Here is a 24,614-nt window from a genome sequence, read left to right on the forward strand (position 1 = left end):
TGCCGTTCGACCTGGCCACCCGGGGGCACTGCGAGCCGGCGGGGAGCGAGCGGGCTCCCTTCAGCGCCGCTGTGCTCTTGTTCCATGTCCGAGCCCTCCTTGCGGTGTCATCCCTTGCGGTGGTCGGCGCTCGCACTAGGCAACCGTCTGACCACGCACAGCGGTACCGTTGGGGAGAGGGCAGGAGTTAAGAGCGTTAAGCAGTCAGAGCACGGGAGTTGGGGACCAGTGACGACACGGCAGCCGAACGCCGGACTTGAGCGGCTGTACCGCGAGAGCGGGTGGACCCTGCGGCAGTTCGCCCAAGAGGTCAACCGCATCGGGACCGAACGCGGAACCCCCCTGAAGTACCAACAGCCGTCCGTTCACCAGTGGTTAAGCGGCCACCTGCCGAAGGAAGCTGTTCGGCCGCTGATCCTGGAAGCACTCGCCCGGAGACTGCTCCGTCCCATCACCCACACCGAGGCGGGATTCCCGGCACCCCCGGAAGAGTCGAACAGCAACCCGACTACCGTGGAGGGGCTGGTAGACCTCGGGAGGCAAGACATGGACCCGTCACGCCGTAGCGTCCTGAGTGCGGGACTGTTCTCCGTCGCGCTTACCGTTCCCGGCTGGCCGGACGTTGTGGGCCGCATGGAAGCAGCGCAGAAGGGCACCCGGACCCGTATCGGCATGTCCGACGTGCAAACGGTCTCGGCCATGACAGAACAGCTCTCGTCGATGGACGACCAGTTTGGCGGCCGGACAGCCCGCCCGCTTGCCGCAATCTTCCTGGTGAACACGGTTGCCCCGTTCCTGCGGACGGACGGCCCCGAGGACGTACGCAAAGCGATGACGTCTGCGGCTTCCGATCTCTGCTACCTCACCGGGTACATGGCCGTTGACGAGGGGTTGCACGGGCTCGCACAGCGCTACTACCTGAAAGCGCTAGAGCTTGCGGGAGCCTCGGAAGACCACTTGACGTACTGCACCACGCTCCGGGGCATGAGCGTGCAAGCGGTAGACCTGAATCAAGGGCCGATGGCTATGCGGCTTGCGGATGCTGCGGCGGCTTCCTCCCCCCAGGCTGGTCCTCGGATGCGTGCCTTCCTCGCTGGCCAGCAGGCACATGCAGCCGCGCAGATCAGGGACCGCCGGTCCGCGCTCATGTACTTGCAGGAAGCCGAAATTGCCATGGAGAAGGCAGAGTCACGCGGGAAGGTGTTCGGCTCGTATGACCCTGCGTCGCTCAATTACCACACCAGTCAAGTGCGGTTCGAAATGGGCGACGTGAACGGCGCAGTTGCCGCTATGCAGGAATCGGACCGACTTCGGTACAGCATCTATCGGCGTACACGCGTCAAGGAACGGGCGATCCTCGCCGAGCGCCAACTAGCCGTGGGCCATCTCGAAGCCGCGTGCCAGACATGGGGGCTGGCGCTGGACGATTACCCCCTGGTCAACTCGGGGCGCATTGACAAGCGGATGACGGGCATGTTCAACCTCATTCGCCCCCACGCCAGGAACCATGACGCCCAAGCCCTCTATCAGCGTGCACGCGAGACCGTTCGGCCCGAACTAGTCCCGGCATAGCAAAAGCCCCGCCGTGCCCCCTGTGAAAGGAGCACGGCGGGGCACTGTTAACGCGGCCTGAATCTGGGGCTTGGGTTTCTGCCCGGGAATTTCCGCGCTATGGCACCTCCACCGAAACGGCCCAATGAGCCATGCGAGTTTTTTGCCTCCCTGCCGCTCAATCTCGGGAGGAGAGGGGAGTACCCCCCTGGTCAGAACGGCGGGCGTTCGTTCGCCTCGCGCCGTGACCGTGCTTCGGCAGCAAATCCGCCCGGCTGATTGCGCGCGGTCTCTCGGTTGTGGCTCGCGACGCACAACGGACGAATATGCTTCGCAGCGTCAGGATTCGATGCACCCCGGGCTATCAACTCGCGTCGGCTCAAGGGGAAATGGTCGGCGACGTTCGCCGACTGCCCGCAGAGCACACACCACGGATTCGCGTACAGGTATGCGCGCCTGATGCGCTGCCAACGGGTTGTGTAGACGGCTCCGCCACGCGACGCACGGTCCGCGTTCGCTTCCCTGGTGTGCTTCGGGCAGCGACCACCACGGGCGGTCAGCTCGGGGCACCCGGGGATAGAGCACGGGGGGGGCGGGGCCTGCGGGGCATGGGGGATCACCTCCGAGTGAAAGGGGTGTTCTGGCAACTCCTGTGATGAACACGGGGGTGGGTACGTCATGGGCGGATGGTCACGCAACATGTGCTCTCATCCGGCGCGATGCCGGAAGGGTCCGCAGCACGGAACGGGAATACCCCAGGTGAGCGAAGCGCGGCTATGCCAACTCGCATGGAATACCGGGGAATCCCTGGTAACCCGCCCGAGAGGCTTGGACACTTACGTCTGTCCAACTCACGCGGGTAGCGCACCCTCGGAGGCCCGCGCTGCCATGGTCCTGCGAACCTTTCCAAACCAGTTGGAAACCCGCCTCTCCTAGCACGCCCGCTGTCCACTAGAGGAGTTTGGCGACAGCGGACCTGTAGCGCACCGCCACCGTGCGGTGCTCCCATCGGCGGACACCGGCACCAGACCACCAACGCGGAAGGCACCATGACGCACCAAACCAAGCCCAGCCCTGCGTTCGAACTCCGATGCGGTGGACTCCACTTGACCATTCAGCGCGTCCCCGGATGGCTGGTGGCAACGCTCGCCACGGCGACAGGCAGCGGGCTCGCCGCGTGGCTCACGTCGCGGTGAGACGCCCCGGGTCATCTTGGCGCGCCTAGGGTAGATCGCGGGGACGGGGTCTGCGGAGGATGGGGGCTAACCTCCGGCTGAGGCTTCAGCTGCTGTGACTCGACGCCTCGCCTGTCGTTTCCCACGGCATGAACAGACCGCGGACCACAACAGTCCTCACCCTCACCGCAGCAGCTATCGGGGCGGCGCTCGCCACCGGCTCACCCGCGTACGCAGGGGGGGTCGGTGATCTCCTGTCACCTGCATTCGGCGCAAGCTGTGCCAACCTGCGCAACGGAACAGCAGCCGGAGGCGAGACGAGTCACGGCAGCGGAACCCTCGGTGGGAACGTTGGGCGCTTTCCGCTGGGCAGCGCGCTTAACCAATGCGGGGGCGCCGATCTTCCGTCGGTCGGCGACCCAAATGCCGCCTCAGGGTCCACTGGCAGAGGAGTTGTGGTTACCGTCTTGGACGATGGGCTCGAATGGACCTAGTCCCTGGCTGAAGTCCGCACTCCGTACGGATCTTGAGCTGGTGGCAGTCGTAGCACAGCACTTGGACGTTCGAGTCCACGTCTTCACCGCCGAGGGACAGCAGACGCGTCCACCCCGTCCGCGGGGAAGTCACCCAAGCACCAGTCGCACCAGGCCGAGCCCCGCCTTTCCGATGAGCTGGCAAGACGGGGACGCGCGGACCTAGATCGCGGCATGGGGGCCCTTCGGCGGGATCACCGGGGGATCAATCGGAGTTCCGTCTGGGTGGCGGGGTGTGAGGTCGATAGCTGTGAGCTGGCCAGCGTGCCGAATTCGGTGAACTCCTCTCGGCATCACAGTCTCTGCCGCCATGGCCGTGTCGGACCATGCGGGCTGCCCATCCGCATCGCGGGGGGAAGTACGGGTAATCCCCATCTGGCCCCGGGTCGAGTGCGTCAACCGCCATCATCACTCCTTCTTGCCCAGAAACTCATCCCGAGCCTTCCGCAGCTCGTCGGCGAACTCGGCGGCCTTCTCCGCAGCCTTCTTTTCGGCGTAGCTCTCAATGTCAGTGAGAATGGCCACCGGGTAGTAACGCTGTTCGGGAACGGTCACGACTTCCTGCAATGCCCGCTGTGCTCGCTGCGCCTCATCGAGAACATGCCTGCGCTTGTGGCGGGCCGACCGGTATTCGACGTAGGCAGCGAACCAAGGTTCCTCGGCCAGCAGTTCATAGAACCGGGCACGGGAATCTTCCCCGGAATTTGCGACTTCCGTCGCTCGCCCCGACCCGTTGTGGGCAAATTCGCGGTCGTATATCTCTCCGCGCTCGGCCCTACGGGCCGCTTCGGCTTCCTGCGCTGCTTCCAATGCGGCCTGTGCGTCAGCGAGCGGGGCAGACAGCTTTTCCGCCTGATCCTGGAGCTTGTCGACTCGTTCCGTTGCCTTCTGGATTTCGTTGGTGGTCATATCAGTTGGCACCCTTCGTCACGTCGCGGCCATGCTCGGCTGCAATCTTCTTGTCGTTCTCGTAGTAGCCAAGGCTCATCCGGATGGAAGTGCCGAGCGTTTCGAACACTTCGGGGCGCGAGTCGCGCAGTGCGGCGAGTTCTTCCATGCGCTCATCCCGCTTGAATGCGTCGGCGCGGATCTGTCCCTTGTTGCGCTCCCCGTCCAGGAACGCGGCACGGTTGAGATATTCGTTCACGGTCTTTCCTTCATTGTGTTCGGGCTTGAAAAGCCCCTGTGTATGGCACGTCAGGGGTTCGTGAGTGAATCTCTGGAGTTGTGGGCGTTCCTGCCCCTATGCGGGGGCCCTTTCCGGGGTTCCGATCAGCGCACGCGCGGCCATCTGCGTCGCCTGGTACGTATCCGTTCGACAGTCCGCCGAGCAGTACAGCGGGCGACGACCCCGCCCGACGTAGTGCAGTTCGTTGGAGCAATTCGGGTGGGCACAGATGCCGGGCCCCGTGTCCTCGGCTCGCTGCCGCGTCGGCGATGAAAGCGAGTGTCGTACGCGCGGCGGCCTGGTCGCCGTTCACGGCGTCCTGTGCGGCGTTCTCAGCGCGTCGCAGCAGCGTGCAGACCTCTATGTGTCGTGTGGTGTCCATCGTTCCTCACTGGTGCAAGGAGAGAGCCGTACAAGCCCTCTCAGCGGCTAAGGGGAAGCCGGGGTTGCCCGCGCTCCCGGCGTCGCTGGTCGGCGAGTGCGGGCCGCTTCCTGGTTCGCGGGTAGTAGGGACCAAGGAATTCCCGCAAAACGGACTTCACAGCGGTCATCGACGGGTGGGCGAAGACCAGCGAAGGTGTCGAAGTTCGACACCCTCAACACCTTTTCGCCTCTCGCTGTAGAGCGGCCCCGCCGGTCGGCGCAGCCTCATGCGTCCGTCTGCGGGCACGTCAGAGCCCCGGCGGGCACACGGGGGCCGTCCGGGGCTCCTGAGAGGCGTAGGGGCGTGCGGTGGGATTACGCGGCCACCAGTTCGCGGACAGGCTCGACCAGACGCACGCTCGCGCCCGGGGTCGGCTCGTCTCCGCGCGCTTCGGATTCCAGCGCCGCCACGACGTCCGCGAGGGCTTCCGCTGCGGGGTCCAGCTCACCGCGCATGGTGAAGTCCACGCGCCGTACGTCGAGCTTGCGCCACCCGCCCCGGACACCGCGCCGCACGTCCAGACGAACGCCCGCTTCAACGAGCATCGCGCGCCGTCCCGCCGTGTCCTTCTCCGCCCACTCGTCCGCGAACGTCCGGCCCGTGCTGGTCACGATCCGTTGCGGCTCGACCTTTTCGGCAGCCTCCAGCGTGGCAAAGCGGTTGTCGAGCGCGTCCGCACGTCGCTGCCATTCGGCCGCCGCGTGCTTGGACTTCTGACGGCCGCGCTGTTCCTGGTGCTCGGCGAACTCGGCCACAGTGGCGCGCAACTCGGGCTCCGGGTCGTACCCCGGAATCTCGACAACGTGAGTCGTTTGGACCGGACCGACCACCCGCAGGAATTCGGCTTCAACGTACTCGTCCACCCAGTCCCCACGGATATGTGCGGCCGCCTCACACTTGATGCCACGGCCATGAGCGTTGCACTTATAGACGGGAGTTTGGTTCGCGCTTGCGGACATCTTGTCGCGGTACATCCGTCCGCCACATGAGTCGCAGTGGATCACGCGCAGCAGCAGTGCGTCCGTGTCCTTGCGTTGCTTGTTGTCGATGCTGCGGGAGTCGAGCACGACCCCGATGCGGTCGAACTCCTCGCGCGTCAGGATCGGGGTTTCGGTCTGCATGATCGGGTTGCCCTCGGCGTCCCGGACCGGCTTGCCCTTGTGCATCTTCCAGCCGAGCAGCGTCGGGTTGCGCAGCATCCGGGTAATGACAGCGGGAGTCCACTTGAACACGTCACGGACGACGTGCGATCCCTTGGCCCCGCCGGTCTTCCTGCCCTTTTCGCGCTCCTTCTTCACGGCCCAGTGATCGCGCGGGCTCGGGATGCTGTCGGCGTTGAGCCCCACGGCGATAGCCGAGACCGTCGTCCCCTCCAGCAGCTCACGGATGATGCGTTCAATGGCCTTGACTGCATCGGGGTCCGGTACGAGGGCCCAGCCGATGCCCCCGTGTTCCTTGGGCATGGGGGCGGGCATGTAGCCGTACGGCGGACGACCACCACCACGCCACCGGAGGGGCATTTTCCGGATGGCAGCCATGGCCCCGGTGACACGGTCGCTGATGCTCTGCGCCTCCACCTGAGCGGCGAAGGCGAACATGGTCATCTGCAATTCCGCCATCGGGTCCAGCGGATTGCGGAAGTCAAAGACGAGCTTGCCCCCGCCGATGCCCTCGGCGAACACCAGCACCTTCATGTGCTCGCGGGCCCACTCGGCCAACTTGTGCATGTCCGCCATGGACCGGATAGCGCGGTCAAAGCGCCACCACACCAGGGCGTCAAAGTCATCGGGCCGCGCGAGCCAACCGCCGAGGGCGGGACGGTCAAAGGGGCTGATCTTGGAAGCGGAAACGTCAAGGTCTACCGCTTCGCGGAGCTGGTCACCCTCGCCGAAGCTGATGTTGTGCGCGGCTGTTGTTAGGTCGTCGGCCTCGCGCTGCCGCTCGGGGCTGGTGGTCTCGTCGGTGAGTACGGACAGACGGATACACCGCACGCCCCGAAGGGTCTCGGCGTAGACCGTGCCCGCGAGGGGGTTCCTGCGTGTGGTCTTTTCCATGGGCCCCGTAGGGACCAAGGAATTCCCGCTACCCGACTTGACCAGGGACGATGCCACCATGCCGACACTCCAGAACCTCTAGTTCTGTGTGTTGGGAGACCCCGAGGGCAACCGCTTCTGCGTCATCGACACGACGCACGGGGGCTGAGGCGCCCCCGGAGTGCTGGGGCCCTGGGGTGTTGGGCGCCGGGGGCCTGGGGTGCTGGGGTCCTGGGGTCAGAGGACGACCTGGTCCGATCCCTGCTCCAGCTTCGTGACCGCGGCCCGGCAGGCGCCGACGAAGCGGTCGAAGACCTCGGTCGTACTGCCGGCCCGGCCCGCGCGGGTGTTGACCGTGAACATGGCGGCGCGCAGTTCCGTGGTGAGCTCCAGCTGACCGCCCTTGGCGAGCATCGTGCGGTTGACGGGGTTGACGCGGTTGACCCCGGCCAGGTTGGGCACCTCGCTTCCGTCCCGCCAGGCGATGCCGACCGCGTCGAACTCCGCCTTGAGCAGGGTCTTGAAGCGGGTGTTCAGTCCGCCGACGACCACGGCCTGCGGGCCGGTGCCCGCCTGCGCCGACGTACAGCCGTGCAGGCTCAGCACGTTGAGGCTGCTCGCGGCCATGGAGAGGGCGACGTGGTCGTCGCAGTTCTTGGCGGTGACGTGCAGATCGCGGTTGCCGGAGGAGCGCAGCCCCTCGAACATCCAGTAGTCGAAGACCCCGTGGCCGTCCTGGAGGGGCTCCAGCGTGGCGGGGTGGTAACCGGCGATGGCGAGGCAGAGCTCGGAGGTTCCCATCTCGATGCCGCCGCCGTGCATCGCCATGACCGTGGTGCGGTTGTACGGATACCTCTGCGGCAGCGAGTGGTCGGTGTACTCGTGCCTCTTGTAGCGGCGGGCGAACTCGACGCCCTCCTTGCCCGCGAGCTTCTTGTAGAGGTCGGAGTTGGAGGTGTAGATGTCCAGGTCGCCGGTGGCATGGGCGTCGGTCGCGGTGATCGAGCCCAGCAGCGGGCCGCTGACGGCGGCGGTGGCGAGGGCGGTGAGCACGGTACGGCGGTGGGTGAAGGTCATGATCGACATCGTCGCCGACGGCGGCGCCGCTGCCCAGGGGTCAGGCTGTGCAGTCGGTCACGGGCCGGTCGCCCGACGGTGGGCCGGGCGCTCCAGGAAGGGTTCCAGCAGTCCCGGTACGGCCTCGGCGGCGAAGGTGAGGCCCTCGCTCGCGTCGGTGTCGTAGGCGGTGTACGCGCCCCCTCCGGCGGCGGTGGTGGCCGTGATGCTGAGCAGCCCGGCCCGGCGCTGGAAGACCGACTGCTTGACCGTCCAGCCGATCACCCCGGCCCGTTCCAGGGCGGCGGTGGAGCGGCGGACCGTGCCGGAGCGGGTCACCAGATAGCGCCCGGAGAGCGCGTGCCCGAGCCCCCGGTACGCGTCCAGGGCCAGGGCCACCGCGAGCGGAAGGAAGACCACCGCGCAGCCCAGGGCGATCCAGAGCAGCACAGGGGTGAGCAGGGCCCCGAGGAGGACCAGGAGCAGCAGGGGGGCCAGGGCCGTGGCGAGCGACCAGCGCAGTCTGCGGCCCCGGGCGGCGTACGGATGGCGGATCAGCGTGGCGCCGGTCGGGGTGACCGCCTCGCGCAGCACATCGGCGGCGACGGTGTCGGCCCTGGGCCGGGGCGCGGCCGGGAGCAGGGTGTTGTGGTCTGCGCTCTGACCCTCGTGGTCCTTGGCGAGCCCGGTGGTGATGGCCTCCAGCCGGGCCGCGCCGAGCAGCCGGATACCGAGCGGCTCGACCAGGTCGACGCCGCGCAGCCGGGCCTCCTCCACGGAGATCGACCGGGAGGTGAACAGTCCGCGCCGCACCCGCAGCGTGCCGCCAGGCTCGCGCTCCAGGCGGTAGTTCCACCACATCTCGATCCAGAGGCCGAGCGCCCCGGCGGCGCCCGCGATCAGGGCCGCCACGACCAGGCCGAGGATCACCCAGGTCAGCGGGGTCTCCCGGAAGAGGTCGCCGACCCAGGCGATGACCGCGCCCTGGGCCCCGACCCAGTCGCTGATCTGCATCACGGCTCCGGCCGCCGCACCGCCGAGCACGGGGGCGACGAAGGACACCGGGGCGTAGCGGACCCACCGGGGGTCCAGCACGGCCAGCTCGCCCTCACGGTGGCCGCCGGACGGCGGGGCCGCGGCGCGTTCCAGCAGCAGACGGCGGAGCCGTTCGCCCTCGGCTCGGGTGACCGGGTCCAGGGTGAGCGTCGAGTCGTGGCCCTGTTCCCCCGTGCCGATGCGGACGGTGACCAGGCCGAGGAGGCGCAGCAGCAGGTTGGCGGTGAGGTCGACCGTGCGGATGCGTGTCCGGGCCAGGGAGCGGCGCTTGACCAGGAGCAGGCCGGTGTGGAGCTCGACGCGCTGCTCGCCGATGCGGTAGCGGGTGCGGTGCCAGCGGACCCGGTCGGCGCCCGCCGCGGCCGCGATGACCAGGAGGGCCCCGGCCAGCGCCCAGAGGACGGCGAGGGGGAGGCCGAGCCAGCGGGAGAGCCCGAGGGTGGCGGGGATGGCGACGCCCGCGACGACGCCCGCCATGACGAGCGCGGTGACCAGAACCGTACGGGGGTCGAGACGGCGCCAGTCGTCTTCCGGGGCGGCGGCGCTCATGTGGCGTCGCCCGGGGTGTCGCGGGTGATGCGGGTGAGCTGCTGGGCCAGTTCGGCGGCCACCTCGTGGTCCAGCCCCTGGATGCGTACCGCGCCCTTGGCGGAGGCGGTGGTGACCGTGACGGTGGCGAGCCGGTAGAGCTGCTCCAGGGGGCCCCGTACGGTGTCGACGGTCTGGATTCGGGACATCGGGGCGATCCGCCACTCCTGCCAGAAGAACCCGGTGCGGACGTACACCGCGTCCTCGGTGATCTCCCAGCGGTGCGTGCGGAACCACCACAGGGGGAGGAGGACGGTGGCCGCCGCCCCCGCCGCGGCCAGGACCGCGGCGGACAGCAGCAGCCAGAAGCGGGCGGGCCCGATCAGCGCGCCCAGCACCGCGAGCGGCACGACGTGCCCGACGGTGAACAGCAGCCACTGGACCCGCCACCAGCCGACGGCCCGCTCGTTCAGCGTGTTGCGCGGCGGCCGCAGCCGTACCGTCGTCCCCTCCCCCTGTGTCATGGGCTCAGCGCCCCCGCAGCGTGCGGTAGGCGGCGACCAGGGCGGCGGTGGAGCTGTCGAGCTGCCCGGTGTCCGCGCCGCTGTCCCCGGTCAGGAGCGGCTCGATCTTCTTGGCGAGGACCTTACCCAGTTCGACGCCCCACTGGTCGAAGGAGTCGATGTTCCAGATGGCGCCCTGGACGAAGACCTTGTGCTCGTAGAGCGCGATGAGCTGGCCCAGGACCGAGGGGGTCAGCCGGTCGGCGAGGATCGTCGTCGTGGGGTGGTTGCCCCGGAACGTCTTGTGCGGCACCAGCGCCTCGGGCACGCCCTCCGCACGGACCTCGTCGGGCGTCTTGCCGAAAGCGAGGGCCTGGGTCTGGGCGAAGAAGTTGGCCATCAGCAGGTCGTGCTGGGCGATCAGGCCGGGCAGCAGATCGTGGACCGGGGCGGCGAAGCCGATGAAGTCCGCCGGGATCATCTTCGTACCCTGGTGGATCAACTGGTAATACGCGTGCTGCCCGTTGGTGCCGGGGGTGCCCCAGACGACCGGGCCGGTCTGCCAGTCCACCGGGTTGCCGTCGCGGTCGACGGACTTGCCGTTGGACTCCATGTCGAGCTGCTGGAGATACGCGGTGAACTTGGACAGGTAGTGGCTGTAGGGCAGCACCGCGTGCGACTGGGCGTCGAAGAACTCCCCGTACCAGACGCCGAGGAGACCGAGCAGGAGCGGGACGTTCTCCTCGGCGGGGGCGGTGCGGAAGTGCTCGTCGACGAGGTGGAAGCCGTCGAGCATCTCGCGGAACCGCTCCGGGCCCACCGCGATCATCAGCGAGAGGCCGATCGCGGAGTCGTACGAATAGCGGCCCCCCACCCAGTCCCAGAACTCGAACATGTTGGCCGTGTCGATGCCGAACTCCTCGACCTTCCCGGCATTGGTCGACAGGGCCACGAAGTGCTTGGCGACGGCGTCCTGACCGGCCCTCAGCTCGGTCAGCAGCCAGTCCCGGGCGGAGGTGGCGTTGGTGATGGTCTCGATCGTGGTGAACGTCTTCGACGCGACGATGAACAGCGTCTCGGCCGGGTCGAGATCGCGGACCGCCTCGTGCAGGTCGGCGCCGTCCACGTTGGAGACGAAGCGGAGGGTGAGCGCGCGGTCCGTGTAGGAGCGCAGCACCTCGTACGCCATGGCGGGGCCGAGGTCGGAGCCGCCGATGCCGATGTTGACGATGTTCTTGACGGGGCGGCCGGTATGGCCGGTCCACTGTCCTGACCGGACCTTCTCGGAGAAGGCGGCCATCTTGTCCAGGACCTCGTGGACAGCGGGCACGACGTTCTGGCCGTCGACCTCGATCACCGCGTCGCGCGGGGCGCGGAGCGCGGTGTGCAGGACCGCCCGGTCCTCGGTGGTGTTGATCTTCTCGCCGCGGAACATGGCGTCCCGCAGCTCGGCGACGCCGGTCGCGGCGGCGAGCTCGCGCAGCAGGCGCAGCGTCTCGTCGGTGACCAGGTTCTTGGAGTAGTCGACGGAGAGTTCGCCGACCCGGAGGGTGCAGTCGGCGGCGCGGTCCGGCTGTTGCGCGAACAGCTCGCGCAGCCGCGTCGCTCCGAACTCCTCACGGTGCTTGGCGAGAGCCGTCCACTCGGGCGTCTGGTTGAGCTTGGCTCGGCTTGCTGCGTTCATCCGGGATATCAGCCCACTTCTTCTCGTACCTCAGCATCCCCGCTGCCCCTCCAACCTAATTGATCGAGGGGACGGGTGGCGCGGAGGCGAGCGGTGGGGGGCGGGAACGCGACCGGCCGGACACCCGTGAGACGGGTGTCCGGCCGGGGAAGGCTCGGGTGGTGCGGGGAAACGGGGCGGACCGGGGCGGTGAAGCTCTAGATCTCGCCGCGGAGCTTGGCCAGCGCCTCGGCGAGGATCGCTTCACCGTCGGCGTCGCTGCGCCGCTCCCGTACGTACGCGAGGTGCGTCTTGTACGGCTCGGTGCGGGGCGGGTCGGGCGGGCTGTCCTTGTCCTGGCCGGCCGGGAAGCCGCAGCGCGGGCAGTCCCAGGTGTCCGGCACCTGCGCGTCATGGGCGAAGCTCGGCTGCGTCTCGTGCCCGTTCGAGCACCAGAAGGAGATGCGCAGGCGCGGCGCGGACTCGCCGCGCTCGGCCTCGCCCATCGGCCCCGCTCCGACCCGGCTTCCCCGGATCGCGTTGCCACTTGCCACGGTCGTAACTCCCTGCGTGATGGTGCTCGGAGGATGCCCCAGTCTACGTAAGGCCCAACGCGCGTCCAGTGGAAGGAGTTACACCGTTACCGGAATCGCGGAACGGCTGGTTCAGTCCAGCTTGATGAGCAGCCCGAGGACGACAATGCACGCGAACCAGATCAGACCGACCACGACGGTGATCCGGTCGAGGTTACGCTCGGCGACCGATGAGCCACCGACGGAGGACTGCATTCCGCCACCGAACATGTCGGAGAGGCCGCCGCCCTTGCCCTTGTGCATGAGCACCAGCAGCATCAGCAGCAGGCTGAAGACGATCAGAGCGATCTGGAACGCCAAAACCACGGCTGGTCCCTACTTTCCGGAATTCTTGACTACTGCGTGTACGTACACCGGGGGCCGAAGGGCGATAACCCCTTCGGCCCCCGCAAGACTACGACGGATCGACGCTACGGCATACTCACTGGTCGCGGAAGCGGACGATCTTGACGAACTCGTCGGCGTCCAGCGCGGCGCCGCCGATCAGGGCGCCGTCCACGTCGGGCTGCGCCATGATGGCCGCCACGTTGCCCGACTTCACCGAGCCGCCGTACTGGATACGGACGGCGTCGGCCAGCTCCTGCGAGTACAGCTCGGCCAGCCGGCCGCGGATCGCGCCGCAGACCTCCTGGGCGTCCTCGGGGGTGGCGACCTCGCCGGTCCCGATGGCCCAGACCGGCTCGTAGGCGATGACGATGGTCTCGGCCTGCTCGGCCGGGATGTCCTTGAGGGCACCGTCGAGCTGCGCGAGCGTGTACGAGACCTGCTCACCGGCCTTGCGGATGTCCAGGCCCTCGCCGACGCAGAGGATCGGGGTCAGGCCGTGCAGATAGGCGGCCTTCACCTTGGCGTTGCAGATCTCGTCACTCTCGCCGTGGTACTGGCGGCGCTCGCTGTGGCCGACGGCCACGTAGGTGCAGCGCAGCTTGGCGAGCATGGGGCCGGAGATCTCGCCGGTGTACGCGCCGGAGTCGTGCGCGGAGATGTCCTGGGCGCCGTACTTGATCTTCAGCTTGTCGCCGTCGACCAGGGTCTGCACGGAGCGCAGGTCGGTGAAGGGCGGGAGGACGGCGACCTCGACGTCCTCGTAGTCCTTGTCGGCCAGCGCGAAGGAGAGCTTCTGGACGTGGGCGATGGCCTCAAGGTGGTTGAGGTTCATCTTCCAGTTGCCCGCCATCAGCGGGGTGCGGGTGGTCATGAAAAGTCAGTCCTCCAGTGCGGCGAGCCCGGGAAGCGTCTTGCCCTCAAGGTATTCGAGGCTCGCGCCACCACCGGTCGAAATATGTCCGAAAGCATTCTCGTCGAAGCCCAGGATGCGGACGGCCGCGGCGGAGTCGCCACCGCCGACGACGCTGAAGGCCGGGGAGTCGACGAGCGCCTGGGCGACCGCGCGGGTGCCCTCGGCGTAGTCGGGGTGCTCGAAGACGCCCATCGGGCCGTTCCAGAAGACGGTGGCCGCGTCGGCGAGCTTCGAGGCGTAGAGCTTGCGGGTCTCGGGGCCGATGTCCAGACCCTCCTGGTCGGCCGGAATGGCGTCGGCGGCGACCGTGGTGGGGTGGGCCGGGGCCTTCGTCTTCAGGTCCGGGAACTCGCCCGCGACCAGGACATCGACGGGAAGCACGAACTCCACACCGCGCTCCGCCGCCCGCTTCAGGTACTCCTGGACGGCCGGGACCTGGTCCTCCTGGAGCAGCGAGATGCCGACCTCGTGGCCCTGGGCCTTGAGGAAGGTGTACGCCATGCCGCCGCCGACCAGGATGCGGTCGGCCTTCTCCAGCAGATGGTCGATGACCCCGAGCTTGTCGGAGACCTTGGCGCCGCCGAGGACGACCGCGTACGGGCGCTGGACGTCGGTGGTGAGCTTCTTCAGGACGCCGACCTCGGTGGCGATGAGGAAGCCCGCGTAGTGCGGCAGCCGGGCCGGGAGGTCGAAGACCGAGGCGTGCTTGCGGTGTACGGCCCCGAAGCCGTCGCCCACGTAGACGTCGGCGAGCTCGGCCAGCCGGTCGGCGAACGCGCCGCGCTCGGCGTCGTCCTTGGCCGTCTCACCGGCGTTGAACCGGAGGTTCTCGATGACGGCGACCTGGCCGTCGGCGAGGCCGGCGACCGTGGCACGGGCGGACTCGCCGACCGTGTCAGTCGCGAACGCGACCTCGGCGCCGAGGAGTTCGCCCAGGCGCGCGGCGGCGGGCGCCAGCGAGTAGGCCGGGTCCGGGGCACCCTTGGGCCGGCCGAGGTGGGAGGCGACGACGACGCGCGCGCCGGCCTCGGCCAGCCTGGCGACCGTCGGGACGACTGCGCGGATACGGCCGTCGTCGGTGATCGTGGTGCCGTCCAGCGGCACATTGAGGTCGGCGCGGACGAATACCCGCTTGCCCGCGACCCCTTCGGCGAGAAGTTCGTCGATCGTCTTCATCTGGTCTTCCGTTACTCCTTGCAAGGACGGATGAGCATGCTAGGCCGTGTCGGCGTGTTCGTGGACACGGCCAGGGGCTCGACCGGCGCCGCGCTGCGCCGGTCGAGCCCCTTACTCACAACGTGTTGCCTGCGATCCGAGGATCAGAGCTGCTCGCCGACGAAGACCGTGAGGTCGACGAGGCGGTTGGAGTAGCCCCACTCGTTGTCGTACCAGCCGAGGATCTTCACCGAGTTCCCCTCCTGGACCATGGTCAGGGAGGAGTCGAAGGTGCAGGACGACGGGTCGCCGACGATGTCCGAGGAGACGATCGGGTCCTCGGTGTACGTCAGGAAGCCCTTGAGCGCACCGTCGTCGGAGGCCTTCTTGAACGCGGCGTTGACCTCGTCCTTGGTGACCTCGCGCGCCAGCGTCACGACGAGGTCGGTGGCGGAGCCGGTCGGGACCGGGACGCGCATGGCGATGCCGTCGAGCTTGCCCTTGAGCTGCGGGAGGACCAGGGCGGTGGCCTTGGCGGCGCCGGTGGTGGTCGGGATGATGTTCTCGGCGGCGGCGCGGGCGCGGCGCAGGTCCGAGTGCGGGAAGTCCAGGATCCGCTGGTCGTTGGTGTACGCGTGGACCGTCGTCATCAGGCCCTTGACGATGCCGAAGTTCTCGTCGAGAACCTTGGCCATCGGCGCCACACAGTTGGTGGTGCAGGAGGCGTTGGAGATGACGTTGTGGTTGGCCGCGTCGTACTGGTCCTGGTTGACGCCCATCACGATGGTGATGTCCTCGTCCTTGGCCGGAGCCGAGATGAGGACCTTCTTGGCGCCGCCCGCGATGTGCTTCTCGGCGTCGGCCTTCTTGGTGAAGATGCCGGTCGACTCGATGACGATGTCGACGCCCAGCTCACCCCAGGGGATGTCTGCCGGGTTGCGCTCGGAGAGCACCTTGATCGTGTGACCATCGACGGTGATGGTGTCGGCGGTGTGGCTGACCTCTGCCTTGAGGCGGCCCAGGATGGTGTCGTACTTCAGCAGGTGAGCCGTGGTCGCAGTGTCACCCAGGTCGTTGACAGCCACGATCTCGATGTCCGCGCCCTGCTCAAGCAGCGCGCGGAAGTAGTTGCGACCGATGCGGCCGAAGCCGTTGATGCCTACGCGGATCGTCACGAACCGATCTCCTCGTTAGGTACGCCGGTTTTCGACGCCGGCGAGTTGTATAGGGATGTCCCCGACCGCTTCCGACCCTACCTCTCCAAGGGCCCGGGAGTGACATCGAGAGGGCCCGTACACGCCACCGGACACGGCCGGAGGCCCGTACTCGCCAGTAGGGGTACGGGCCTCCGTTTCGCCGGTCGGGACTTGGGTCCCGGCGCCGCCGGGACGTCGGTCCCGTCCGCTCGGGACCAACGTCCCCCGTTCGCCGCCGAGTCGGCCGGGTCAGCCGACGAGTCCGTCGGCGAGCTCCTCGCTGAGGGTCGACTCCGTGCCCGGAATGCCCAGGTCCTGGGCCCGCTTGTCGGCCATGGCCAGCAGGCGGCGGATCCGGCCCGCGACCGCGTCCTTGGTCAGCGGCGGGTCGGCGAGGGCGCCCAGCTCCTCCAGGGAGGCCTGCTTGTGCTCCATGCGCAGCCGGCCGGCCGCCGCGAGGTGCTCGGGGACCTCCTCGCCGAGGATCTCCAGCGCGCGGCCCACCCGGGCCCCGGCGGCGACCGCCGCGCGGGCCGAGCGGCGCAGGTTGGCGTCGTCGAAGTTGGCGAGGCGGTTGGCCGTGGCGCGGACCTCGCGCCGCATCCGGCGCTCCTCCCAGGCCAGCACCGACTCGTGTGCGCCGAGCCGGGTCAGCAGGGCGCCGATGGCGTCGCCGTCGCGGACGACGACCCGGTCCACACCGCGCACCTCCCGGGCCTTGGCGGCGATGGAGAGCCTGCGGGCCGCGCCGACCAGGGCGAGGGCCGCCTCCGGGCCGGGGCAGGTGACCTCCAGGGAGGAGGAGCGGCCGGGCTCGGTGAGCGAGCCGTGCGCCAGGAAGGCCCCGCGCCAGGCAGCCTCGGCGTCGCAGGTGGCCCCCGAGACCACCTGCGGGGGCAGCCCGCGGATGGGGCGGCCGCGGCCGTCCACCAGGCCGGTCTGGCGGGCCAGCTGGTCACCGCCCGCCACCACGCGTACGACATAGCGCGAGCCGCGCCGCAGCCCGCCGGGGGCCATCACGATCAGCTCCGAGCTGTGCCCGAAGATCTCCAGGATGTCGCGCTTGAGCCGGCGCGCCGCCATCGCGGTGTCCAGCTCCGCCTCGATCACAATCCGGCCGCTCACCAGGTGCAGCCCGCCCGCGAACCGAAGAATCGCCGAGACCTCTGCTTTTCTGCAGCAGGTCCGGGTGACGGGAAGCCGAGAGATTTCGTCCTTCACCGCTGGCGTCATCGCCATGGGCCGATCCTTCCATGCATCCGAAAAATACGGTCGTACGCGGCGGCCAACAGCTCCTGATCATGAACCGGAACGCCGTCGGGCGAGGCCACCGGCGCCAGCTCGACCGCGGCTCCGAGCCGCTGTGCGGCATGGGAGAGGGACTCGCGGTCGGGCACGGCGGCCTCGTCGGCCAGCACCACGTCCAAGGCGAGTTTAGGGGCGTGTCGTCCCAAAACCTCCAAATGACGCTGCGGTGAGAAGCCTTCTGTTTCCCCGGGCTGTGGCGCGAGGTTCAGCGAGAGGACCTTACGGGCCTTCGTGGTGACCAGGGCGTCGAGCAGTTCCGGCACCAGCAGGTGCGGGATCACCGAGGAGAACCAGGAGCCGGGACCGAGCACCACCCAGTCGGCGTCCAGGACCGCTTCCACGGCTTCCGGGACGGCCGGCGGGTCGGGCGGGACGACGTGCACGGACTGCACCTCGCCCGGGGTGAGCGCCACCGTGGCCTGGCCGCGCACGGTGACGATCGCGTCGGGCAACTCGGGGTCGTGGCCCTTGACCAGCGCCTGGAGCTCCAGTGGGACGGCCGACATCGGCAGCACCCGGCCGTGCGCGCCGAGCAGCTTGCCGACCAGGTCGAGCGCCTGGACGTGGTCGCCGAGCTGCTCCCAGAGTGCCACGATCAGCAGATTGCCGACCGCGTGCTCGTGGAGGTCGCCCTTGGACTCGAAGCGGTGCTGGATGACCCGGGACCAGGTGCGGCCCCAGTCGTCGTCACCGCACAGCGCGGCGAGCGCCTTGCGGAGGTCGCCGGGCGGCAGCACGCCCAGCTCCTCGCGGAGCCGGCCGCTGGAGCCGCCGTCGTCGGCGACGGTGACCACGGCCGTGAGATCGCCGGTGATCCGGCGCAGCGCGGCCAGGGACGCCGAGAGGCCCATGCCGCCGCCGAGGGCGACGACCTTGGGCTGGGCACCGCGTTTGCGGCCCGAGAGCGCCGAGGTGGCACGGCTCAGGCGCCGCATCCGCAGATTGCGTCCGGTCACTCTCGCCCCATGTCACGGTGCACGAGGACGGTCTCGATGCCTTCGGCGGCGAGCCTGGCCGAGAGCTTCTCCGACATGGCGACGGAGCGGTGCTTGCCGCCCGTGCAGCCCACGGCGATGGTCACGTACCGCTTGCCCTCGCGGCGGTAACCGGCGGCGATCAGCTGGAGCAGCTCCGTGTACTGGTTGAGGAACTCCTTGGCGCCCGGCTGGTCGAAGACGTAGTCGGACACCTCCTCGTTCACTCCGGTGAAGGGGCGCAGTTCGGGGACCCAGTGCGGGTTGGGCAGGAAGCGGCAGTCGACGACCAGATCGGCGTCGACGGGCAGGCCGTACTTGTAGCCGAAGGACATCACCGTGGCTCGCAGCTCCGGCTCCGACTCGCCCGCGAACTGGGCGTCCATCTTGGCCCGCAGCTCGTGCACGTTGAGGCTGGAGGTGTCGATGACCAGGTCGGCGTCGCCGCGCAGCTCGCGCAGCAGGTCGCGCTCGGCCGCGATGCCGTCGACGATGCGGCCGTCGCCCTGGAGGGGGTGCGGGCGACGGACGGACTCGAAGCGGCGGACCAGGGCGTCGTCGGAGGACTCCAGGAAAACGATCCGCCGGGTGACGTGCTTGGCCTCCAGGTCGGCGAGGGACTCGCGGAGGTTGTCGAAGAAGCGCCGGCCGCGCACGTCAACGACGACGGCGATCCGGGCCACGTTGCCCTGCGAGCGGGCGCCGAGCTCGACCATGGTGGGGATCAGCGCGGGCGGCAGGTTGTCGACGACGAACCAGCCGAGGTCCTCCAGACACTTGGCGGCGGTGCTGCGGCCGGCGCCCGACATCCCGGAGATGATCACCAGCTCGGGGATGGCCGCCTCACCCGTCTCGTTCGGGGTGTTCGTACTCACGTCTGCTGCTCCGTCTGCTCGGTCTGCGGTGTTCTGTGTGGTCTCGTGGGTGTTCTCGGTCATGAGCTGCCCCCGTCGTCCTCTTCAATGATCTCTCCTGTGGCCGTGTTCACGGCAGGCGCCGCGGGAGCGGTCGTGGCGAGGGCCGCGGCCACCGATTCCGCCGTCCTGCGACCTATCCCGGGGACCTCGCAGATCTCGTCGATTGTCGCCTGCCGGAGCTTCTTCACGGAGCCGAAATGCTTGATCAGGGCCTGCTTCCGGGTCTCGCCGAGGCCGGCCACGTCGTCGAGGGGGCTGGCGCGGAGGCGCTTGGCCCGTTTGGCGCGCTGGTAGGTGATGGCGAAGCGGTGGGCCTCGTCCCGGACGCGCTGGAGGAGGTAGAGGCCCTCGCTGGAGCGGGGCAGGACGACAGGGTCGTCGTCATCGGGGAGCCAGACCTCTTCGAGGCGTTTGGCGAGGCCGCAGACGGCGATGTCGTCGATGCCCAGCTCGTCCAGGGCGCGCTTGGCCGCGGCGACCTGGGGCTGCCCGCCGTCGACCACGACGAGCTGCGGCGGGTAGGCGAACCGCTTGGGCCGGCCGTCGTCCTCCCGGGGCTCTCCGTCGTCGGCAGCGGTGCCAGGGCCGCCCGCGGGGGCGGGCGGGGCGCCCTCCGGGGTGAGCGGGGCGTCCTGCGCCCCCTCCCACTCCCCGGTGCGCTCCTTGTCCTGGAGATAGCGCTTGAAGCGGCGACCGATCACCTCGTGCATCGAGCGGACGTCGTCCTGGCCCTCGAAGCCCTTGATCTGGAAGCGGCGGTACTCGCTCTTGCGGGCGAGGCCGTCCTCGAAGACCACCATCGAGGCGACCACGTCGTCGCCCTGGAGGTGGGAGATGTCGTAGCACTCGATGCGCAGGGGGGCGCTGTCCAGGCCCAGCGCCTCGGCGATCTCCTCCAGGGCGCGGGAGCGGGTGGTGAGGTCGGAGGCGCGCTTGGTCTTGTGCAGTCCGAGCGCCTGCTGGGCGTTGCGCTGGACCGTGACCATGAGGTCCTTCTTGTCGCCGCGCTGCGGGATGCGCAGGCTGACCTGGGAGCCCCGGCGCTCGGCGAGCCACTGGGAGACCGCTTCGGTGTCCTCGGGCAGGGCGGGGACCAGGACCTCCTTGGGGACGGCGTCGCCGCGCTCCTCCCCGTACAGCTGCTGGAGGGCGTGCTCGACGAGCCCGGCGGTGTCGACCGCCTCCACCTTGTCGGTGACCCAGCCGCGCTGGCCGCGGACCCGGCCGCCGCGCACGTGGAAGATCTGGAGGGCGGCTTCCAGCTCGTCCTCGGCGACGGCGATCAGGTCGGCGTCGGTGGCGTCGGCGAGGACGACGGCGCTCTTCTCCATGGCCCGCCTGAGGGCCTCGGCGTCGTCGCGGAGGCGGGCGGCCCGCTCGTACTCCATCTCCTCGGCCGCCTGCATCATGTCCTTCTCCAGGCGGCGGATGTACGTGCCGGTGCGTCCGGCCATGAAGTCGCAGAAGTCCTCGGCCAGCTCCCGGTGTTCCTCGGGGGTGACCCGGCCGACGCAGGGGGCCGAGCACTTGCCGATATAGCCGAGGAGGCAGGGGCGGCCGGTGCGCGCGGCGTTCTTGAAGACCCCGGCGGAGCAGGTACGGACGGGGAAGACGCGCAGCATCAGGTCGACGGTCTCGCGGATCGCCCAGGCGTGGCCGTACGGACCGAAGTAGCGCACGCCCTTCTTCTTGGCGCCGCGCATGACCTGGACGCGGGGGAACTCCTCGTTCAGCGTGACCGCGAGATACGGATAGCTCTTGTCGTCGCGGTACTTGACGTTGAACCGGGGGTCGAACTCCTTGATCCAGGAATACTCCAGCTGGAGCGCCTCGACCTCGGTGGAGACGACCGTCCACTCGACGGAGGCGGCCGTCGTGACCATCGTGCGCGTGCGCGGGTGGAGGCCGGCGAGATCCTGGAAGTAGTTGGCAAGGCGCTGGCGGAGGTTCTTGGCCTTCCCGACGTAGATCACCCGGCGGTGCTCGTCGCGGAATCTGTAGACCCCCGGGGAGTCGGGGATCTGTCCCGGCTTGGGGCGGTAGCTGGAGGGGTCTGCCATGTCTCACACCCTACTTGCGGGGTGTGACAGCACGTCGTCGTCGGGTGGTACCGCGCTCCGGGGTGCCGTGGGGTGTTCGCACCCCGGAGCGCGGGCCTGCGGTCCGGTGGGACTCCTGGTCAGGCGTCCGCGGCCGGGGTTCCTCCGGTGCGGCCCCGGCGGCGCAGGGCGGCGGCCCCGCACAGGGCCAGGGCGAGCAGGGCCCCGGCTCCGGCGACCGTGGAGACGGCGGTCAGGGCGGTGTCCGGGGAGCCCGACGCCGCTCCGGCGAGCGCGGGGCCTCCGGCGGCTTCCGGGGCCGGGCCGGGGGCGGTGCCGGCCGCCGCGTCGGTACCGGTCGCCCCGGGGCCGTAGCCGCCCGCCTTGCCGGACTTCGCGTACCCGGAGCCGGGCAGCTTGTCGCCGTACGCCTCCTGCACCCGGGCCCGGTAGGCGTTCAGGGTCGTGCCCTTCGTGCCCACGGCGGCCGTCGCGTCCTCGTCCAGCGGGAGGACCCGGGAGGCGTCGTGGACGTACCAGGCGTCGATCTGCGGTTCCCGGAACACGGTGCCGCCGGGAAGGGCGCGGGCGCCCCGGGCGGTGTAGCGGGCCTCGTCGTCGCCGGTGGCGATGTTCACCACCTGCCAGTCATCGCCGCCGCCCGCTCCCGGGACCGTCCAGAGCGAGGCCTTCTGGCCGTCGGAGGAGACGGCGGTGCTGGCGAGGTAGTCCAGGGTGCTGGGGGCGGCCCCCGGCTTGCCTGCGACGAACGCGGCGGAGAGCGTCCGTACGGGGACGGCCCTCGCGGTGATCCGGGGTGCGGCCTTCGCCCGGCTCACCGCTCCCTCCCGGGCGAAGAACCGGGACAGGGTGTCCAGGGTGGCGGCCTCGGTGGCCGCCTCGTGGGCGGCTTCGAGGGTGGCGGCGGTCAGCTTCGGCTGGGCGGCGGGGCCCTCGTCGGCGGTTGCCAGGGGCGCGGCGGCGAACAGGGCGGTGGCGGTGAGTGCGGTGGCGACGGCGAGGCGCCGGGTGGTCGCGGTCATGTCCTCACGCCCCGATCCGGTAGAGCGAGTGGGTCCAGGAGAACTCGTTGTTGTTCACGTACCAGGCGTGCGAGGCCCAGTTGTAGCGGTGGCTGGAGGGCCATGGATCGCCCCAGTAGACCCAGCTGTTGGCGTCGTCGTAGCCGTAGATGACGTGCATGTGGCCGCCGCCGGACGACCACTGGATACGGGTCTCGATGGGGCGCTGGGCGGATATCTCGGTCCGCACGGTCGAGTAGCGCAGCCAGCCGGTGACGTACGAGCCGGGCCTGATCCCGGTCCAGGACAGGCCGGTCTGGACGTTGCCGAGGGTGGCCTGCGAGTTGGGGCACGTGGTGTTCTGGTTCCGCCTGAAGGAGGCGTTGCAGAACTGGTTCTGGGAGTAGTCGCGGCCGAACCAGGCGGCGATGGTGTTGCCTCCGGCCGCCCAGCACCAGTTGCTCTTCTGCTGGGCCTGCATGGTGATGTTCAGCCGCTGGGCGGCGGCGATGCCGAGGTCGGCCCTTTCCGTGGACGGGGCAGGTGCCGGGGACGGGGACGCGGTGGCGGTGGCCGCGGGGACGGCGAGCAGGGCGGCGGCCAGGAGGGCGGTGAACGAGAACCTTCCGGGCCTGACTCTTCGGTTGCGCATGGCGGTCCTCCCAAGGCGGGGGGGGTGGGGATCGGAGGAGCGCGTCCGGACGCTGATGAGGAGCATCCGGCGTTGTCCGGAGCAGGTCAACACGCTTCAATGCGAGGTGACATCACGGTGTGAACGGCACGGCACCCGTGTGAACGGCTCCGCCCCCGTCACCTGCTCCCCCGCATCCCCCGGGGGCGATGTCACCACTCCCCACGTGAACGTTCACCGGAGGCCCGCCATGCGGCAGACCGAGACCGAATTGGCCCAGGTGCTGCGGACCGGCCCGTTCCATCTGGCGTTGCGCACCGCCCTGGCGGTGCGCGGGCTGCCGCTCCAGCGGGTGCAGCACCATCTGGCGCACCGGGGCGTCAAGCTCGGGGTGACCAGTCTCAGTTACTGGCAGCAGGGCGTGCGCCGCCCCCGGCGCGCCGAGTCCCTGCGGGCCGTGAGCGCGCTGGAGGGCGTGCTCGCGCTGCCGGACGGCTCGCTGCTGCGCCTGCTGCGGAACGACGACACCCCGGCGGACGCGGACCGTCCGGCTGCCCGTTCGTACCGCTCGCTGATGGAGGCGTCGGGCTCGGTGGAACGGCTCCTCGCGGCGATGGAGTCGCCCGTGGACGGCGGGCTGCACACCGTGGGGCATCAGGAGCGGGTACGGATCGGGGCGCGGCGGGAACTGGCGGGCCGCACCTCGCGCCATGTGGTGCGCGCGCACCGGGACGGCGTCGACCGCTATCTCGCGGTGCACCGGGGCGATCCGGGGTGCGACCCGTCGCGGATCACGGTGCTGGCGCTGGAGAACTGCCGGACGGGCCGGGTCCGCTGGGACCGGGAGGCGGGGCTGCTGGTGGCGGAGCTGCTCTTCGACACCCGGCTGCGGTCCGGCGAGACGTACGTCTTCGGCTACGGCTTCGAGGACGGTACGGGCGGGGCCAGCGGTGAGTACGTACGCGGCTTCACCTTCGGGGGCGGCCAGTACGTGCTTCAGGTCGGCTTCGACGAGGCGGCGCTCCCGGTGCGCTGCCGCCGGTTCGCGCAGGCGTCGGCGGGGGCGGCGCGCGGGTCCCGCGGGGACCTCACGCTGACCGGCCGGCACCGGACCGTGCACCTGGTGGAGGAGGGTGTACGGCCCGGCCTGATCGGGATCGACTGGGACTGGGAGTGAGGCAGGGGCCGGGCTGGGCCGGAATCCGGCGGCTCGGGCCGCTCAGGCCTCGGGGCCCGCGACGAGCTTTCCGCCCTCGGCGGTGACGGGGACGGCGGGCAGCGGCACGGTGGCCGGGCCCTGGACGACCTCGCCGGTGGTCGCGTCGAAGCGGCTGCCGTGGCAGGCGCAGTGGCCCTCGGTGCCCTCGACCTTGGTCAGGACGCAGCCGCCGTGGGTGCACTGGGCGCTGAACGCCTTGTACTCGCCCTTCGCCGGACAGCTGACGACGAGACGCTGCTCGCGGTAGAGCTTGGCTCCGCCGACGGGGACGTCAGCGGCGGCTCCGAGGTCGACGGGCGCGGTCGGCACGGGGTTCTTGGCGTGGCCGAGCTTGGACTCGGTCGAGCAGGCGGCCGCCCCCAGCCCGGCGGCACCGGCGAGCGCGGCGCCCTTCAGCACGGTACGGCGGGCGGCGGGCAGGCCGGGCATGCGGACTCCACGGGTTGTCGTTCGAGGCGGATCAGTGGCTCGGAGGTGGATCACGGTGGGCGTGGGTGAGCATCACCGTGGGTGCGGGTGTGGTCGCCGGACATGCGTCAGGGCGACCACTGCGGCCCCTGGCACCGGTGACAGAACCGACGATACCGGCGGCCGGTGGAAGCCTTGCGGCCGGGCCGTACCCGCTGCCCC

General features: G+C 69.6%; 21 protein-coding genes. 2 read left to right on the top strand and 19 right to left on the bottom strand.

Translation table 11 applies throughout. The annotated features are described in order from the left end of the window. Positions 1–228: 228 nt before the first annotated feature. Positions 229–1,572: a tetratricopeptide repeat protein gene (locus RI138_RS06025; RefSeq protein ID WP_311119058.1), complete on the top strand. Its 1,344-nt coding sequence runs from the start codon at positions 229–231 to the stop codon at positions 1,570–1,572. 2,095 nt (positions 1,573–3,667) lie between these two features. Here the strand turns inward: RI138_RS06025 and RI138_RS06030 are convergent. From RI138_RS06030 to RI138_RS06115, 18 genes are all read right to left on the bottom strand, one after another. After that, positions 3,668–4,168, bottom strand: coding sequence for a hypothetical protein (locus RI138_RS06030; protein ID WP_311119059.1), 501 nt, complete (start codon positions 4,166–4,168; stop codon positions 3,668–3,670). 1 nt (position 4,169) lies between these two features. Further along, complete coding sequence (locus RI138_RS06035) at positions 4,170–4,406, bottom strand: hypothetical protein (protein WP_311119060.1); 237 nt, start codon at positions 4,404–4,406, stop codon at positions 4,170–4,172. Positions 4,407–5,165: 759 nt separating this feature from the next. Then, a complete protein-coding gene (locus RI138_RS06040) occupies positions 5,166–6,905 on the bottom strand; it encodes a recombinase family protein (RefSeq protein WP_311119061.1) in 1,740 nt (579 codons plus the stop codon). 216 nt (positions 6,906–7,121) lie between these two features. Then, positions 7,122–7,961 carry a poly-gamma-glutamate hydrolase family protein gene (locus RI138_RS06045; protein ID WP_311119062.1) on the bottom strand — a complete coding sequence of 280 codons (840 nt, stop codon included), beginning with the start codon at positions 7,959–7,961 and terminating at the stop codon, positions 7,122–7,124. A gap of 57 nt (positions 7,962–8,018) precedes the next feature. Continuing rightward, the gene (locus RI138_RS06050; RefSeq protein ID WP_311119063.1) at positions 8,019–9,545 is read right to left on the bottom strand and encodes a PH domain-containing protein; all 1,527 of its coding nucleotides are present in this window, start codon (positions 9,543–9,545) and stop codon (positions 8,019–8,021) included. Next, complete coding sequence (locus RI138_RS06055) at positions 9,542–10,048, bottom strand: PH domain-containing protein (RefSeq protein WP_311119064.1); 507 nt, start codon at positions 10,046–10,048, stop codon at positions 9,542–9,544. The genes RI138_RS06050 and RI138_RS06055 overlap by 4 nt, the downstream gene beginning before the upstream one ends. Positions 10,049–10,052: 4 nt before the next feature. After that, positions 10,053–11,711 carry a glucose-6-phosphate isomerase gene (gene pgi / locus RI138_RS06060; protein WP_311119065.1) on the bottom strand — a complete coding sequence of 553 codons (1,659 nt, stop codon included), beginning with the start codon at positions 11,709–11,711 and terminating at the stop codon, positions 10,053–10,055. A gap of 197 nt (positions 11,712–11,908) precedes the next feature. Beyond that, positions 11,909–12,244, bottom strand: a complete 336-nt coding sequence (locus tag RI138_RS06065; protein WP_096629167.1) for an RNA polymerase-binding protein RbpA — start codon at positions 12,242–12,244, stop codon at positions 11,909–11,911. A gap of 111 nt (positions 12,245–12,355) precedes the next feature. Beyond that, positions 12,356–12,589, bottom strand: a complete 234-nt coding sequence (secG, locus tag RI138_RS06070; protein WP_096629166.1) for a preprotein translocase subunit SecG — start codon at positions 12,587–12,589, stop codon at positions 12,356–12,358. Between the two features lie 115 nt (positions 12,590–12,704). Beyond that, on the bottom strand, positions 12,705–13,481 hold the full coding sequence (gene tpiA / locus RI138_RS06075) for a triose-phosphate isomerase (RefSeq protein WP_096629164.1): 777 nt from the start codon (positions 13,479–13,481) through the stop codon (positions 12,705–12,707). Positions 13,482–13,487: 6 nt separating this feature from the next. Further along, complete coding sequence (locus RI138_RS06080; protein ID WP_096629163.1) at positions 13,488–14,699, bottom strand: phosphoglycerate kinase; 1,212 nt, start codon at positions 14,697–14,699, stop codon at positions 13,488–13,490. A 143-nt stretch (positions 14,700–14,842) separates the two neighbouring features. Beyond that, complete coding sequence (gene gap, locus RI138_RS06085) at positions 14,843–15,853, bottom strand: type I glyceraldehyde-3-phosphate dehydrogenase (protein WP_007448512.1); 1,011 nt, start codon at positions 15,851–15,853, stop codon at positions 14,843–14,845. A 270-nt stretch (positions 15,854–16,123) separates the two neighbouring features. Beyond that, entirely contained in the window at positions 16,124–17,113 is a 990-nt protein-coding gene (gene whiA, locus RI138_RS06090) for a DNA-binding protein WhiA (protein ID WP_030919772.1), read from the bottom strand. Then, on the bottom strand, positions 17,104–18,138 hold the full coding sequence (locus RI138_RS06095; protein WP_311119066.1) for a gluconeogenesis factor YvcK family protein: 1,035 nt from the start codon (positions 18,136–18,138) through the stop codon (positions 17,104–17,106). The genes whiA and RI138_RS06095 overlap by 10 nt, the downstream gene beginning before the upstream one ends. Then, a complete protein-coding gene (rapZ, locus tag RI138_RS06100; RefSeq protein WP_311119067.1) occupies positions 18,135–19,094 on the bottom strand; it encodes an RNase adapter RapZ in 960 nt (319 codons plus the stop codon). The genes RI138_RS06095 and rapZ overlap by 4 nt, the downstream gene beginning before the upstream one ends. Beyond that, positions 19,091–21,133 (bottom strand): excinuclease ABC subunit UvrC, encoded by a 2,043-nt coding sequence (gene uvrC, locus RI138_RS06105; RefSeq protein ID WP_311119068.1) that lies wholly within the window; start codon positions 21,131–21,133, stop codon positions 19,091–19,093. The genes rapZ and uvrC overlap by 4 nt, the downstream gene beginning before the upstream one ends. 119 nt (positions 21,134–21,252) lie before the next feature. After that, a complete protein-coding gene (locus tag RI138_RS06110; protein WP_311119069.1) occupies positions 21,253–22,155 on the bottom strand; it encodes a hypothetical protein in 903 nt (300 codons plus the stop codon). A 4-nt stretch (positions 22,156–22,159) separates the two neighbouring features. Continuing rightward, a complete protein-coding gene (locus tag RI138_RS06115) occupies positions 22,160–22,786 on the bottom strand; it encodes a papain-like cysteine protease family protein (protein WP_311119070.1) in 627 nt (208 codons plus the stop codon). 229 nt (positions 22,787–23,015) lie between these two features. Between RI138_RS06115 and RI138_RS06120 the strand changes: the two genes are divergently transcribed. Then, positions 23,016–23,942 carry a hypothetical protein gene (locus tag RI138_RS06120; protein ID WP_311119071.1) on the top strand — a complete coding sequence of 309 codons (927 nt, stop codon included), beginning with the start codon at positions 23,016–23,018 and terminating at the stop codon, positions 23,940–23,942. Between the two features lie 42 nt (positions 23,943–23,984). Here RI138_RS06120 and RI138_RS06125 read toward each other — a convergent pair whose 3' ends face one another. After that, on the bottom strand, positions 23,985–24,413 hold the full coding sequence (locus RI138_RS06125; RefSeq protein ID WP_311119072.1) for a Rieske (2Fe-2S) protein: 429 nt from the start codon (positions 24,411–24,413) through the stop codon (positions 23,985–23,987). Positions 24,414–24,614 lie beyond the last annotated feature (201 nt).

The sequence above is a fragment of the Streptomyces durocortorensis genome, assembly GCF_031760065.1.
Taxonomy (GTDB): Bacteria; Actinomycetota; Actinomycetes; order Streptomycetales; family Streptomycetaceae; genus Streptomyces.

Coding starts and splice junctions, on each gene's coding strand:
- RI138_RS06045 (WP_311119062.1), bottom strand. CDS start 7,961: ATGACCTTCACCCACCGCCGTACCGTGCTCACCGCCCTCGCCACCGCC.
- RI138_RS06115 (WP_311119070.1), bottom strand. CDS start 22,786: ATGCGCAACCGAAGAGTCAGGCCCGGAAGGTTCTCGTTCACCGCCCTC.
- RI138_RS06030 (WP_311119059.1), bottom strand. CDS start 4,168: ATGACCACCAACGAAATCCAGAAGGCAACGGAACGAGTCGACAAGCTC.
- uvrC (WP_311119068.1), bottom strand. CDS start 21,133: ATGGCAGACCCCTCCAGCTACCGCCCCAAGCCGGGACAGATCCCCGAC.
- pgi (WP_311119065.1), bottom strand. CDS start 11,711: ATGAACGCAGCAAGCCGAGCCAAGCTCAACCAGACGCCCGAGTGGACG.
- rapZ (WP_311119067.1), bottom strand. CDS start 19,094: ATGACCGAGAACACCCACGAGACCACACAGAACACCGCAGACCGAGCA.
- whiA (WP_030919772.1), bottom strand. CDS start 17,113: ATGGCGATGACGCCAGCGGTGAAGGACGAAATCTCTCGGCTTCCCGTC.
- RI138_RS06050 (WP_311119063.1), bottom strand. CDS start 9,545: ATGAGCGCCGCCGCCCCGGAAGACGACTGGCGCCGTCTCGACCCCCGT.
- RI138_RS06040 (WP_311119061.1), bottom strand. CDS start 6,905: ATGGAAAAGACCACACGCAGGAACCCCCTCGCGGGCACGGTCTACGCC.
- RI138_RS06120 (WP_311119071.1), top strand. CDS start 23,016: ATGCGGCAGACCGAGACCGAATTGGCCCAGGTGCTGCGGACCGGCCCG.
- RI138_RS06080 (WP_096629163.1), bottom strand. CDS start 14,699: ATGAAGACGATCGACGAACTTCTCGCCGAAGGGGTCGCGGGCAAGCGG.
- RI138_RS06055 (WP_311119064.1), bottom strand. CDS start 10,048: ATGACACAGGGGGAGGGGACGACGGTACGGCTGCGGCCGCCGCGCAAC.
- tpiA (WP_096629164.1), bottom strand. CDS start 13,481: ATGACCACCCGCACCCCGCTGATGGCGGGCAACTGGAAGATGAACCTC.
- RI138_RS06110 (WP_311119069.1), bottom strand. CDS start 22,155: ATGACCGCGACCACCCGGCGCCTCGCCGTCGCCACCGCACTCACCGCC.
- RI138_RS06125 (WP_311119072.1), bottom strand. CDS start 24,413: ATGCCCGGCCTGCCCGCCGCCCGCCGTACCGTGCTGAAGGGCGCCGCG.